The 14474-nt window shown below is 59.9% G+C and carries 10 protein-coding genes; all 10 read left to right on the top strand.

Features of this window, described 5'->3' with window-relative positions:
• The first annotated feature begins 38 nt into the window (after positions 1–38).
• From B5G09_RS01040 to B5G09_RS01080, 10 genes are read left to right on the top strand one after another with little or no spacing between them, the layout of a single operon-like run.
• The gene (locus B5G09_RS01040) at positions 39–1202 is read left to right on the top strand and encodes an IPT/TIG domain-containing protein (protein WP_087403662.1); all 1164 of its coding nucleotides are present in this window, start codon (positions 39–41) and stop codon (positions 1200–1202) included.
• A gap of 29 nt (positions 1203–1231) precedes the next feature.
• The gene (locus B5G09_RS14265) at positions 1232–1384 is read left to right on the top strand and encodes a carboxypeptidase-like regulatory domain-containing protein (protein ID WP_241147520.1); all 153 of its coding nucleotides are present in this window, start codon (positions 1232–1234) and stop codon (positions 1382–1384) included.
• A gap of 43 nt (positions 1385–1427) precedes the next feature.
• Positions 1428–4193, top strand: a complete 2766-nt coding sequence (locus B5G09_RS01045; protein ID WP_241147536.1) for a TonB-dependent receptor — start codon at positions 1428–1430, stop codon at positions 4191–4193.
• 27 nt (positions 4194–4220) lie between these two features.
• Entirely contained in the window at positions 4221–5690 is a 1470-nt protein-coding gene (locus tag B5G09_RS01050; RefSeq protein ID WP_087403663.1) for a RagB/SusD family nutrient uptake outer membrane protein, read from the top strand.
• 2 nt (positions 5691–5692) lie between these two features.
• Positions 5693–7321, top strand: a complete 1629-nt coding sequence (locus B5G09_RS01055) for a DUF4832 domain-containing protein (protein ID WP_087403664.1) — start codon at positions 5693–5695, stop codon at positions 7319–7321.
• 7 nt (positions 7322–7328) lie between these two features.
• A complete protein-coding gene (locus B5G09_RS01060) occupies positions 7329–8963 on the top strand; it encodes a DUF4832 domain-containing protein (protein WP_087403665.1) in 1635 nt (544 codons plus the stop codon).
• A gap of 16 nt (positions 8964–8979) precedes the next feature.
• Positions 8980–10005, top strand: a complete 1026-nt coding sequence (locus B5G09_RS01065; protein WP_087403666.1) for a nucleoside hydrolase — start codon at positions 8980–8982, stop codon at positions 10003–10005.
• On the top strand, positions 10002–11975 hold the full coding sequence (locus B5G09_RS01070; protein WP_087403667.1) for a glycoside hydrolase family 97 protein: 1974 nt from the start codon (positions 10002–10004) through the stop codon (positions 11973–11975). Before B5G09_RS01065 ends, B5G09_RS01070 begins: the two co-directional genes overlap by 4 nt.
• 5 nt (positions 11976–11980) lie before the next feature.
• Positions 11981–12988 carry a GRP family sugar transporter gene (locus B5G09_RS01075; protein ID WP_087403668.1) on the top strand — a complete coding sequence of 336 codons (1008 nt, stop codon included), beginning with the start codon at positions 11981–11983 and terminating at the stop codon, positions 12986–12988.
• A 14-nt stretch (positions 12989–13002) separates the two neighbouring features.
• Positions 13003–14403 carry a Gfo/Idh/MocA family oxidoreductase gene (locus tag B5G09_RS01080; protein WP_087403669.1) on the top strand — a complete coding sequence of 467 codons (1401 nt, stop codon included), beginning with the start codon at positions 13003–13005 and terminating at the stop codon, positions 14401–14403.
• Positions 14404–14474: the final 71 nt, after the last annotated feature.

Genomic DNA, 14474 nt, shown 5'->3' on the forward strand with positions numbered 1-14474 from the left:
CTGAAAGAACCAAACTGAACCCTAAAACCCAAACTTCCATGAGAAAACTGAACTTCATGATTCTCCTCTCGTCCCTCGCCCTCGCCTCTGCGGGCTGCAACGACGAGACCGATCGGAAGGCACAACCCATTGCCCCGATTCTGAAAGAAGTGGTCATGCCCTCGGAAAGCAATACGATTCCAGGCACGACGGTTACGATCTCCGGCAAGGGATTCGATTTCGGAGACATTCTCTACTGCACCTCGCTCTCCCAGGAGAAGGATTTTACACCCGAAGTGGTCGACGTCACCGATTACGGCATCTCGATTGCCATCCCGAAAGAGGCCGCGGGAACCTATGAGGTCGATGTCGAACGCGCAGGCAAGGTGACCACACTGCCCGAACTGCTCAAGGTCGCCTACGTCATCACGATCGAAGACCTGGTCATGCCGACCGGCAACACCTCGCGCGGCGCAATCCTCTCGATCGCCGGGACCGGCTTTGCGGCCGGTGACAAGGCCGTGTTCACCTCCGACGCCTACCCCTCGAACGCATCCTACACCACCGACGTCTCACTGACCGAAGAGGGTATCGACATCGTGATTCCCGACGGATGCTACGGCGTGAACACCCTTACGCTCGTGCGCGAAAACCGTCAGGGGCGGCTCGGAACGGTCAATGTAGCCGTCGCAGTCGGCGATGAGGTCGGCGGCGGAATCGTCTACTACACCTCCGACGAAGGCATTCACGGACTGATCGCCAAACGTGCCAATACGGGTTCGGCGACCGAACAATGGGGCCCCACCTCCGAACACGGCGGCACCCAGAAGGGGATCTACACCGGTAAGGAGAACACGCGGCTCTGCGTCGAGGCCATGAAGAACTTCCACCAGCAGTTCGCCACCTGGCCCTCGTCGAAGAAATCGGCTGCCGAACAGTGCGATGCCGAGACCGAAACCGTCGACGGAATCATCTACGACGACTGGTTCCTGCCCTCGCAGGAGGAGCTCGTACAGCTGTTCTACCAGAAAAACATGCTCGCCGAAAAGGGGGCCGGCCTGCCCGACAACAACTACTGGTCCTCTACCGAAGGCGACACGGACGACACGGCGGCCGTCTGGAGCGCCTACTACGTGAATTTCTACGAGCCCGAAAACCTGGTGACCGACATCGCCGACAAGGAGGGATGGACCATCGGCATCCGCGCAATCCGGCAATTTTAGCGTCAAACCACTACTAACCGAATCCAACGATGAAAAAGATATTGCTTATACTGGCAGCCATACTGCTGACCACCGTCGGCTTTGCGCAGAACAAGGTCTCGGGCGTGGTCATGGATGACAACTCGGAGCCGCTGGCCGGCGTCGCCGTACTCGTGAAGGGAACTCAGAAGGGGGGGGGGTGAAACCCAGAAGGGGGTCTCGACCGATGCAAACGGACGATTCTCAATCGATGTCCGCAAAGGCGACATCCTCACCTTCTCCTACATCGGCATGATCGACAAAAGCGTCACCGTCAGCGACGCCCTCACCCGCATGGAGATCCGCATGGTACCCGACAACTACAACATGGATGACGTGGTGGTCATCGGCTACGGATCGGCCAAGAAAAGCGACCTGACCGGATCCGTCGCCTCGATCAAGCCCGAAGTACTGAAAAACAGCAAGATCGGCATGGTATCCTCGGCCCTTCAGGGATCGGCTGCAGGCGTACAGGTGACCCAGGGCAACATGAAACCAGGTGCCGACGCCAGCATCCTGATCCGCGGCGCCGGTTCGATCAACGCCGGAACCGAACCCCTCTACATCGTCGACGGAGTGCCCGTTCAGGGCGGTCTGCAGGACCTCTCGGCCAGCGACATTCAGTCCATCGAGATTCTCAAGGATGCCTCGTCGGCCTCGATCTACGGATCGCGCGGTTCGAACGGCGTGGTGCTCGTCACCACCAAAAAGGGTACGGCCGGCAAGACCCGCGTATCGTTCAACGCCACGGGCGGCATCCAGAAACTGATGAACAAGCAGAAGATGATGAACGCCCAGCAATACTACGACCTGATCGAATCCACCGGCCAGGCCTACACCTGGACCTCGGCCGAACTGCGACAGCTCAGCCGCGGAGAATCGACCGACTGGCAGGATGCAGTCACGCAGGACGGCAGCTTCCAGAATTACAACTTCTCGGTATCGGGCGGCGGCAAAACGACCACCCACTACCTGGGTCTCGATTACTACGACCAGCAGGGTACCGTCAAACGCTCGTCGTTCAACAAGCTCACCGTCCGCTACAACATGGACGCTACGCTCAACAAGTGGCTGCGTTCGGGGGTCCGCATGAATGTCATCGAATCCAAACTGATGAACATCAACGAAGAGTCCGATTCCGGCTACGGAACCATGCACAGCGCCATCACCGCCCAGCCGACAGCCCCCATCTACAACGCCGACGGCAGCTATTTCGACGGCTTCCTCAACACGAAGGCAAACCCCGTGGCCATCGTCGACCTGCTGGACAAGCCTACCAAGAAGACCCGTGTCGTAGGTTCGTTCTACCTCGAACTGGAGCCCGTCAAGAACCTGCGGATCCGCTCGGACAACGGCGGCGAACTGGTCTTCTTCAAGGTCAATGAATACGAGGACGGCCGCATGGGTCAGCACTACGCAGCCGATGGACACGCCCGAATCATGTTCAACAAAAAACGCTACTGGCAGAGCGAAAACACCGTCACCTACGACTTCATCCGCAACCGCCACAAACTCACCGTCATGGGAGGTTTCTCCGCCTCGAAAACCGACTACGAGGAGGTGACGGCCGACTCCAAGGGGCTGAACGCCACCACCAAATACAACAACCTCGGCGGCGCAACCACCCACGGACCGAACGGCTCGTACGCCTCGGCTTCGACGCTCGTCTCGTTCTATGCCCGGGCCACCTACAACTTCGACGAACGCTATCTGTTCACCTTCACCATGCGCGGCGACGGCTCCTCGCGCTTCGCCCCCGGACACCGCTGGGGTTACTTCCCCTCGCTGGCTGCGGCATGGCGCATCTCCGAAGAGAAGTTCATGCAGAAGGTCTCCTGGATCGACAACCTCAAGCTGAGAGTCAGCGCCGGTATGCTCGGAAACCAGAACATCGGTGACTATGCCTACACGGCTCAGATCAGCCAGGGCGGCTCGGGTCTCGACTACGTCTTCGGCAATACGCTCGCATCGGGCGCCGTCTACAGCAGCATCAGCAATCCGGAACTGACCTGGGAAAAGGCCAAACAGCTCGATCTGGGCATCGACTTCGGATTCTTCGGAAACCGCATCGCCGGTACCATCGAAGCCTACTACAAACGCACGAGCGACCTGCTCTGGACCGTTCCGCTGCCCAAGGAGTCCGGCTATACGAGCTCGCTGACCAACGTCGGCATCCTCGACAACAAGGGTGTGGAGTTCACCCTCAACACGGTCAACCTCAACCTGCGCAACTTCCAGTGGACCACCTCGTTCAACATCTCCTACAACCGCAACGAGATCGTCGAGCTCTACGACGGCAAGCAGGATGTGAACAAGTCGCTCTTCGTGGGGCACTCGCTCGGTGAGTACTATCTGCTCCACGCCGAAGGGATCTGGCAACTCGACGAGGCCGACCGGGCAGCCGTCTACGGAGCCTATCCCGGCGACCGCAAGATTCAGGATCTCAAGCCCGACAACGTCATCAACGGCGACGACCGTCAGTTCGCCGGGCAGAGCACGCCGACCTGGTACGGCGGATTCTCGAACACGTTCCGCTTCTACGGCGTCGACGTCACGCTCTTCATGAACTTTGCCGGCGGCCACAAGATCAACAACACGCTCCTGCGTTCGCAGAACTCCTACAACGTCTGGGGAAACATGAGCGAGGACTACTACAACGGATACTGGCGCATCGACCGCCCGAGCAACATCTATCCCGCCCCGCGCGTCGGCAGCGCATACGCCAACGGTGACGGCACGGACGCCAACCTCCAGGACGGAAAATACCTCCGGATCAAGAACCTCGAGATCGGCTACACGCTCCCCAAACGGTGGACCGATGCCATCCGCGCCAACAGCGTCCGCCTCTTCTTCTCGGTTCAGAATCTGGCCACCTTCACCGCCTACACCGGCTACGATGTCGAAGCCTGGGACAACACGAACCCCTATCCCGGTTCGCGAAGCTTCATCGGCGGAGTCTCCATCAATTTCTAATCGTTCAACCCGAAAAAGAGTCCAATCATGAAAAAATTGATATATCTCGCAGGTTGCCTGCTGTTGCTGGGAGCATCCTCCTGCGAAAGCTTCCTCGAAGAGACCCCGCAAAGCAACCTCACCCCCGAAAACTCGTTCAAGACCGAAGGCGACTGGAACAGCACCCTGACGGCCGCCTACGGCGCCCTGCAGAACATCACCGCAGGTTTCGAGGCCAAATACGCCATTACGCTCGGTGAGTTCGGCACCGACGAGGTCAAGCCCATCGATCTGGGCTGGGCCGCCTACGCCGAACTCCACTACTACACCTTCTCCCCCTCGCATGTCTTCCTGGACAACCACTACACGCTTTGCTACGACGGAATCAAACGATGCAACATCGTCATCGACATGCCCGCCGAGGCTCCCGTCAGCGGCCAGGCCCGCAATCTGATGATCGCCCAGGCCAAGTTCGTACGGGCACTGCTCTACTTCGATCTGGTCCGCATGTACGGTGGCGTACCCCTCTGGACCTCGGCCTCGGTCGACAAGGAGCAGATCATGAAACCGCGCTCGTCGGCCGAAGCGGTCTACCAGACAATCATTCAGGATCTGCAGGAAGCTGCGTCGATTCTTCCCGCCTCGTGGGAGGCATCGACCGACAAGGGAAGGGCCACCAGTCTGGCGGCAAACGCCCTGCTCGGACGTGTCCAGCTCCAGAGAGGAAATCCCGCCGAGGCGCTGACGGCCCTCAATCAAGTCTACGGCAAGTTCCACCTCTACGACAACTATGCCGACATCTTCTCCCCCGACCACAAGAACGAAGAGTATGAGAATATCTTCGAAGTGCAGTTCAAGCACTCGGGGAAGTGGGGCGAAGAGGGTTCGCTGCAGCACAGCTACTGGGGCCCGCGCAACATTCCCGGCAGCACCACGGCATTCGGAGGCTGGGGCGGCTTCGGCCCGTCACAGTATCTCTACGACAGCTATGACAAGGACTTCGACGGAGCGACCGTCACGAACGACCGCCGCAAAGAGGACTTCTTCTGGACCGAATACGCCGGCATTCCGCAGACGCCTCCGGCCATCAAGAAGTTCTGGGATTCGAAATACGGCAACGAGATCGAAAACGACGATCTGAATTTCATCTACATCCGTTATGCCGACGTGCTGCTGATGCGTGCCGAGGCGCTCAATGCCGTCGATGACCAGACCGATGCCAAGTACGACTGCATCAACGAAGTGCGGGCCAGAGCCGGTCTGAGACTGATCACCAAGCAGGACAAACTCTCGAAGCAGGCTTTTGCCGATGCCATTCTGCTCGAGCGTCTCAAGGAGCTCTGCTGCGAGCATCTGCGGCGCTTCGACCTGATCCGCTTCGGAAAACTCATCGATCAGGTCAAGGCCGCCTACCCGGACGACAACATCGGCATCAAGGATTATCACGTACTTTACCCCATTCCGCAAAGCGCCATGGATGCCAACGACGCCATTACGGAAAACAATCCCGGTTACTGATTATGAAAACGACTCTTCAAACAGGTTTGGGCCTGCTGTTGGCCCTCTTGGCCGCAGGCTGCGCCAAGGACAACGGTGAACACTTCCCCGCCACGGGAAGTTCAGGCATCACGACCGTCGAAAATGGCGTCGTAAAGGTCGTTCCCTATGAGTACTACCAGGCCTTCCGGAACCCCATGAAGGGGTTCCGGGAGTTCTTCGGCCCCGGAATCGACAAGAAACGGGACGAATATCCCTACCCGTACGGCTCGCTTATCAAGGAGTACATGCAATGGAACATGATGGAGAACGTCGAATCGGACGGCGTGGACAAGGTTATCGCCTACAGCAACCACCGCTGGGAGGGGGTTGAGGATATCAACGTCAAGGTCGTTCCGCGCCCCTTCATCGTCTGGATGGAGGCCTATGAAGGCGGAGTCGAAAAGAACACCTACACGGACAACCCCGACGATCTGAACGGCTGGCACTGGCCCTCGGACTTCCCCCGTGAAGTGCGTTCGGACGACGACAACACCCCCTCCACGGGCGGATACTTCGACCCGACGTTCCAGGACCGCATCAAGAAACTCATCGTCAAGCTCGGCGAAGCCTGGGACAACGATCCCCGTGTGGCCTATGTCGAGATGGGGTTGATCGGCGAGTGGGGCGAGCACCACGACCCCAACATCACCACCTACTGGCAGCCTCACAGCCAATCGTTCCATGTGGCCAACCGGACCTGGATTCCCGGAATCGAAAAGGTGCTCGGCGATGCCTTCAAGGAGGCTTTCAAGAACAAGAAGGTCATGATCCGCTACGCCTATGAATTCGAGGACTACGACTTCGGAATCTATTGGGATTCGTGGGCCATCGAAGAGGAGGAGGAGCGCGGGTACAACGCCATGATGCGCCGCGGCGACTACTGGCGCACACAGCCCGTCGGCGGCGAGATCACCTGGGGCTGGGGCGACCTCTACAACAAGGGGTATCGCAGCATGGAAGACTGTCTGGCCAACACCGAGACCCGTACGAAGGTTATCAACCAGATCCGCGCCCTGCACGGCAACCACCTGGGAGGTGTCACCTGGGCCAACTTCCAGGACCCGATCTTCCAGATCAATGCCGCCCTGGTGCAAAAGGTGCTGGGCTATCGCTTCGTCATCAAGGAGTTCTCCTACCCGACGCGCATCGAAAAGGGAAAACCCTTCGACATCCGCCTCAAGGTCGTCAATACGGGCTCTTCGCCCTTCTATTACGACTGGCCCGTCGAGATCGCCCTGCTCAACGCCTCTTCGCACCGGAAGGTATGGTCGACGACACTCGATGACGTGCACATCTCGCAATGGATGCCCGGCGACGACTGGGATGCCAACAACAGCGTCTACCGCATCCCCGCCCAGGAGAACGAGGTCACGGCGACACTGACGCTCGACAAGGATCTCGATCCCGAAAAGTACATCATCTCGGTGGCCGTGCTCGATCCGGCCGGCATGCTGCCTTCGCTGCGCTTTGCCGCCATGAACTACTTCAACGGCGGACGCCATCCGATGGGATACATCGGGGTCGGTGCCGACTGCGACGCATACGCCCTCTCGGATGTCAAGTTCGACGACATTCAAAGCGACAAGTCCCTGAAATACATCGTAGAATAGAGCTCCCATGCAGATCCGACACCTACTCTGTCCGCTTCTCGGCGCATTGATTTGCGCAGCCTGCGGCGACGGGCAGCGCCCGGCAACCTATTCGGCAAAATCCGACGGTCAGAACGTCCATGTCTCCATGGCCGAGTACGAACCCGCCCTGAGAAACCCGCTGAAGGGATTCCGCGAGTACTTCATGATCGGGACCGACACGCGTCGGCCCGAGTACCCCTATCCGTACGGCTCGCTCATCAAGGAGTACATGCCGTGGAACATGCTGGAAAACGTCGCCTCGGACGGAGTGGAGAAGATCGTCGCCTACAGCAACCATCGCTGGGAGGGAGTCGAGGAGCAGAATGTCAAGGTGATTCCCCGCGTATTCATCGTCTGGCTCGAACCCTGGCACGGCGGTTGGGCCAAGGATCCCGACAATCCCGACGATCTGAACGGCTGGCACTGGCCCTCGGATCTGCCCGGCGAAACCGGTCCCTACAAGCAGATTCCAGGATCGGTCGGCGCCTACGTCGAGTCTCAGGACTCGCTTACCGTCATTCAGGGCGGCTATTTCGACCCCTCGTTCCCGGATCGGGTGCGCAAGCTGGTGCGCAAGTTGGGTGAGGCGTGGGACAACGATCCCCGCGTAGCCTATGTCGAGATGGGAATTATCGGCGAATGGGGCGAACATCACGACCCCGATCTGTCGACCGTCTTCCCGCCGCACGATGAACCGAAGCACGTCGCCGGTCGGACCTGGATCCCAGGAATGGAGAAGGTCCTCGGCGATGCCTTCAGCGAGGCGTTCCACAACAAGAAGGTGATGGTCCGCTATGCCTACGAGTTCAAGGAGTACGACTTCGGCATCTACTGGGATTCGTGGGCCCAGCCTCAGGAGATCGACCGCGGATACCATGCGATGCGGGCCCGGGGCGACTACTGGCGGACGCAGCCCGTCGGCGGCGAGATCACCTGGAACTGGGGCGATCTGGGCAAATACCCCGGCTTCGAGGAGGTCGTGGCCGACGACACGACGCGCCGGATCGTCATCGAACAGATTCGCAACCTCCACTGCAACCACCTCGGAGGAATCACATGGGCCGATTTCAACGACCCGCAATTCGCCCGGAACGCCGCCGAACTGCAGAAGGCCATGGGCTACCGTTTCGTCCTCTCGAAAGCCTCCTACCCCTGCAGAATCGACCCCGGACAGGCCTTCCAGCTGGAGTTCGAGGTTCAGAATACCGGATCCTCGCCCTTCTACTACGATTGGCCCGTCGAGGTGGCGCTGCTGGATGTCCAGACTCGGGAAAAGGTCTGGGGCACGGTACTCGACAACGTGCAAATCTCGCAGTGGATGCCCGGCGACGACTGGGACATGGATCTGGAGGCCTATCGCACTCCGGCCGAGACCGTTCGGATAGAATCACACCCGAGTCTCGACGCATCGATCCCCACCGGACGGTATATCCTGGCTCTGGGAATTCTGGATCCGGGCTGCGGCCGTCCGACGGTCCGCTTCGCCAATACGAACTACTACAACGGAGGATATCATCCACTGGGATATGTCGGAGTCGGGATCCAGGAGCAGCAACCGGCCCTCGACCCGAAGGATTTCGACGATCTGCAAGGCGACACCTCCCTGAACTACAAACACTAAACAACCTTCCACCTTCATGAAACGGATTCTGATCTTCACCCTGTTGTCCCTGAGTGTCGCCTGCGGCCCGCAGACGACCAAACAGGCCGACGAGCCGCAGCGGATCATCTTCGACACGGACCTGGGCAATGACATCGACGATGTCCTTGCCCTGCAGATGCTGCTCAACTACCAGAAAGAGGGCAAAATCGATCTGCTGGGCATCACGCTCTGCAAGGCCAACCCGGCCACGATCGCCTTCACCGACGGCTTCTGCCGGTTCAACGGGTTCGAGGAGATCCCGCTGGGATATGCCTATCACGGAGTCACCCCCGAAGACGGCACCTACCTGCTGCCCACGCTCGAGGCCTCGAACAATGGAAAACCGCTTCTGCAACCTGCCCGGACCATCGACAGCGCCCTCCCCGAAGGATACAAGTTGCTGCGGCAGCTGTTGGCCGCACAACCCGACGGATCGGTCGTACTGATTGCCATAGGCCCGCTGACCAACATCGGCAACCTGCTTGTCAGCCCGGGCGACGAGATCTCGCCGCTCACGGGGCGCGAACTGGTCGCCGCCAAGGTCAGCCGCGTGGTCACCATGGCCGGACTGTTCAGCGATGAGTTCGATTTCCCGGAGTACAACGTCGTCTGTGATATCGAGGCGGCCCACCGCACCTTCGAGTCGTGTCCCGTGCCCCTGACAACCACCGGCTGGGAGGTCGGCAACCGGCTGCTCTATCCTCACAAGAGCATTCTTAGCGATTTCGGAGACCCGCAGGCACATCCCCTTGCGGTGGCCTACTGCCACTACATGGAGATGCCCTACGACCGCCAGACCTGGGATCTGACGGCCGTCCTCGAGGCCGTGGAGCCCGGTCAATGGTTCGGGACCTCGGAGCAGGGGACAATCCGTATCGCCGAAGACGGAAGGAGTTCGTTCGAACCCTCCGAAAACGGACTGCAGAATTACCTGACCATTCCTCAGGAGAGAGTGGCCGCCACGCTCGGAGCGCTGGTAGCTCGAACCACGGGAAAACCAATTGAAAATCAGAAGCCATGATACGGAATCAATTGCTGACGGCAACGGCAGCCCTGCTCGTATTGCTCCCGGTCTCGGCCAGGGAGCGCCGCGTGGCAAGCGTGGAGTCGCCCGACGGTAGCAACACGGTCAATCTCCTCTACGACGGAGAGTGCCTCCGCTACGAGGTGTTCCGCCGCGGAGAACGGATTCTGGCTCCGTCGCCGCTCGCCATGACGGTCGACGGCCGGACGTGGGGCTCCGACGCCCGCCCCCGAAAGATCACGCGCCGGGAGGTCGATCGTACGGAGCACTTCGTCGTGGCCCGGAAATACCCCTCCGTGCGCGACAACTTCCGGGAAGTGCAACTGCATTATGCGGATTACCGGATCGAAGTGCGCGCCTACGCCGACGGTGTTGCCTACCGGTTCGTCGGAACCAGTCCCGTCGAGGGATCCGTCGAACACGAACGGGTGAGCTACGAGTTTGCCGGAGACTACCCCTCCTTCACGCTGTTGACCCGCAATCTGCAGAACTGGTTCGAAGAGAATTACACCGAAAGGCCGTTGAACCATCTGCCCGCCGACAGCATCTCGATAGCTCCGGTTCTGGTGCGCGTCGGGGAGTGCAACGTACTGCTGGCCGAAGCCAGTCTCTACAACTATCCGGGACTCTATCTGCGCCCCACGGGAGCGGGATTCGAAGGGGTTCAGGCGGCTTATCCCCGCAAGGAGGAGTTTTTCGACGGCACGAACAAAATCTACGCAACCGAGCGCGAACCCTATCTGGTGAAATGCCGCCTCGACCGCGCATTCCCGTGGCGCGTGACGGGACTCTTCGACAACGATGCGGCGATCCTCGGCAGCGAACTGATCTACCTGCTCTCGGAGAAGAGTTCGGAGGATTATTCGTGGATACGTCCCGGCAAGGTCCTCTGGGACTGGTGGAACCACAACAACATCTATGGCGTGGATTTCAAGGCCGGAATCAATACGCAGACCTACTGCTACATGATCGACTTCGCCGCCGAACACGGCATCGAATACCTGCTCATCGACGAGGGATGGTCGGCCCGCGACGATCTGTTGACCCTCAACCCCGAAGTGGACATGCCCGCGATCTGCCGCCATGCCACCGACAAAGGGATCGGAGTCCTGCTCTGGGCCAAGTGGATCAACGTCGACCGACAGCTCGACGAAGCCTTCGAATGCATGAAATCGTGGGGCGTCAAGGGGGTGAAGATCGACTTCATGGACCGCAATGATGCCAAGATGGTCAATTTCTACGAGCGTGTGGCCCGCAAGGCCCGGGAGTGCCGGTTCCTGGTCGACTTCCACGGATCGTATCCCAACGAGGGCATGCGGGCGAAATACTCGCTGCTGATGACCCGCGAGGGGGTCGTGGGACTCGAATACAACAAATGGAGCGATCGGGCCACACCGCGACATGACCTGATCATCCCCTTCCTCCGCATGTGGGTCGGACCGATGGACTACACCCCGGGAGCCATGCTCAACGCCCAGAAGGAGTCGTTCCGCATCAACGCCGTGGAGCCCATGAGCCAGGGGACCCGCGTCCATCAGCTGGCCATGTACGTCGTCTACGAAAGCCCGCTCCAGATGCTCTCGGACAGTCCGACCAAGTACCTCGAGAATCCGGAATGCTTCGAGTTCCTCAAACAGGTCCCGACCGTCTGGGACGAAACCCGTCCGTTGTTCGGCCAGATCGGCGAATACATCGGCATTGCCCGTCGCAGCGGAGAGCGGTGGTTCGTCGGGATTATGGGAGGAAACGACCCCCGGCAACTCCGTCTCGACCTCTCGTTCCTCGGAGCGGGAAGTTACCTCATGACCGCCTTCCGCGACGGGATGAATGCCGATGTCAACGGCAAGGACTTCAGCCGCACGGTCGAAGAGGTGGACTCCTCGCGGCAGATCCCCGTCCGGCTGGCTCCCGGAGGCGGCTTCTCGGCCGTCATCACCCCCAAACAGACCTCTCATCCTAAAAACTGATTCTTATGTATATTGTCGGTAGTTATTTCACGGCTGTCGTCTTCTGTCTGATTACGATGCTGTGTTGGGGTTCCTGGGGCAACACCCAGAAATTGGCCTCGAAGAGCTGGAGATACGAGCTCTTCTACTGGGACTATGTCATCGGCATGGTCATCTTCGCACTCCTGCTCGGGTTGACGATGGGCAGCATCGGCGATGCGGGCCGGCCCTTCCTCACGGATCTCGGACAGGCCGCCGCAGCATCCATCGGCTGGGTACTGCTCGGCGGCGTGATCTTCAACGCCTCGAACATCCTGCTTTCGGCCTCCGTATCGCTGGCCGGCATGGCCGTCGCTTTCCCGCTGGGCGTCGGAATCGCCCTGGTGCTGGGCGTTATCATCAACTACGTCGGAGCCCCTGCGGGAAATCCGCTCATCCTCTTCCTCGGAGTGTCCCTCATCGTGCTGGCCATCATCTGCAACGGCATCGCCTCGGGTCGGATGCAGCACGGCGAGGAGAACCGGAAGAACAACCGAAAGGGGTTGATCCTCGCCCTCGTTGCCGGTATTCTGATGTCGCTCTTCTACCGCTTTGTCGTCATGGGCATGGATGTCGAGAACTTCCAGGCCCCGGCCGAGGGAATGCTGACGCCCTATTCGGCCATCTTCATCTTCTCGCTCGGCGTACTGGTCAGCAACCTGCTCTTCAATACGCTGGTCATGCGCTGGCCTTTCGTCGGCGAACCCGTCGGCTATGGCACCTATTTCAAGGGATCCCTTTCCACTCACATGGTCGGCATGCTGGGCGGTGCCATCTGGTGTCTGGGTACGGCCTTCAGCTACATCGCCTCCGGAGAGGCGGGCCCGGCCATCTCCTATGCCCTGGGACAGGGTGCCCCGATGATCGCCGCCATCTGGGGGGTCTTCATCTGGAAAGAGTTCAAGGGAGCCTCCAGACTGGTCAACGGGCTGCTGACCCTGATGTTCCTGCTCTTTATCGGAGGTCTCGCTCTCATTATCGCTGCCGGAAACTAATCACACTATCCATCATGAAACAACTGCTTTGGACTCTCTGTGCTCTGGCGGCCTTCGGCGCCGCCTCCTGCACGCAATCACCGAAAAATTACCGCATCGTCGACGGCGTGATCGTCACCGAGACCCCGCCCCGTCAGGACGGGCAACAATCCGTACTGGGACTCCGCTGCGAGCCGATCGATACCGTACGCGTCGGGTTCATCGGACTCGGCATGCGCGGTCCGGGGGCTGTCGAGCGGTTCACCCACCTCGACGGCGTCGAGATCCGCGCCCTCTGCGACCTCTATCCCGAGCGGGTCGACAGCGCTCAGGCCATCCTGACACGCCGGGGGCTTCCCCAGGCCGCTTCATACAGCGGCGAGGAGGGCTGGAAAGAGCTTTGCAACCGGTCGGATCTGGACCTGGTCTACATCTGTACGCCGTGGCAGCTGCACGTTCCGATGGCGGTTTACGCCATGCATCAGGGCAAGCATGTCGCCGTGGAGGTACCGGCCGCAACCTCGCTCGAGGAGTGCTGGCAACTGGTCAATACCGCCGAGCAGACACAACGCCACTGCATGATGCTCGAAAACTGCGTCTACGACTTCTTCGAACTCACCACGCTGAACATGGCTCAGCAAGGGCTCTTCGGTGAGCTCCTGCATGCCGAAGGCTCCTACATCCACAACCTCGAGGAGTTCTGGGACTACTACCAGGGGAACTGGCGTCTGGCATTCAACCAGCAGCACCGCGGCGATGTCTACGCCACACACGGTCTGGGACCGGCCTGCCAGCTCCTTGACATCCATCGCGGCGACCGGATGACCCGGCTGGTATCGATGGACACCCCCTCGGTCAATGGTCTGGCCCTGGCCCGCAAAAAGATGGGAGCCGAACAGTTCGCCAACGGAGACCACACCCTGACGCTGATCCAGACCCAGCGGGGACGCACGATCCTGCTCGAGCACAACGTCTACACGCCGCGCCCCTACAGCCGGATGTACCAGGTGACCGGCACAAAGGGATTTGCCAACAAATATCCGATCGAGGGGTACGCCTTCCAGCCGGAACAGCTCTCCGGTTCCGGAATCCCCGATCATGAGAATCTGAGCGCCCACAGCTTCGTTTCGGACGAGGTACGGACCGCCCTGATGGAGCAGTACAAGCACCCGATCACCCGCGAACTCGAGGCAAAAGCCCGCGAAGTCGGCGGACACGGAGGTATGGACTTCATCATGGATTACCGGTTGATCTACTGTCTGCACAACGGTCTGCCGCTCGATCAGGATGTCTACGACGCCGCCGAATGGTCGTGCATCGGAGCCTTGACGGCCCTCTCGCTCGAGCACAACAACACCCCGGTGACCGTTCCGGACTTTACGCGCGGCGAATGGAACAAAATCGACGGATACCGGCACGCCCTCGTAGAACCGTAACGCTCCTCCGCGAGCGAAGCGGTCTCGGCACACAAGCGAAGCCCCTGCATGCCTTTCAGCATGCAGGGGCT

The sequence above is a fragment of the Alistipes sp. An54 genome, assembly GCF_002159375.1.
GTDB classification, from domain to species: Bacteria; Bacteroidota; Bacteroidia; order Bacteroidales; family Rikenellaceae; genus Alistipes; species Alistipes megaguti.

Coding starts and splice junctions, on each gene's coding strand:
- B5G09_RS01040 (WP_087403662.1), top strand. CDS start 39: ATGAGAAAACTGAACTTCATGATTCTCCTCTCGTCCCTCGCCCTCGCC.
- B5G09_RS14265 (WP_241147520.1), top strand. CDS start 1,232: ATGAAAAAGATATTGCTTATACTGGCAGCCATACTGCTGACCACCGTC.
- B5G09_RS01050 (WP_087403663.1), top strand. CDS start 4,221: ATGAAAAAATTGATATATCTCGCAGGTTGCCTGCTGTTGCTGGGAGCA.
- B5G09_RS01055 (WP_087403664.1), top strand. CDS start 5,693: ATGAAAACGACTCTTCAAACAGGTTTGGGCCTGCTGTTGGCCCTCTTG.
- B5G09_RS01060 (WP_087403665.1), top strand. CDS start 7,329: ATGCAGATCCGACACCTACTCTGTCCGCTTCTCGGCGCATTGATTTGC.
- B5G09_RS01065 (WP_087403666.1), top strand. CDS start 8,980: ATGAAACGGATTCTGATCTTCACCCTGTTGTCCCTGAGTGTCGCCTGC.
- B5G09_RS01070 (WP_087403667.1), top strand. CDS start 10,002: ATGATACGGAATCAATTGCTGACGGCAACGGCAGCCCTGCTCGTATTG.
- B5G09_RS01075 (WP_087403668.1), top strand. CDS start 11,981: ATGTATATTGTCGGTAGTTATTTCACGGCTGTCGTCTTCTGTCTGATT.
- B5G09_RS01080 (WP_087403669.1), top strand. CDS start 13,003: ATGAAACAACTGCTTTGGACTCTCTGTGCTCTGGCGGCCTTCGGCGCC.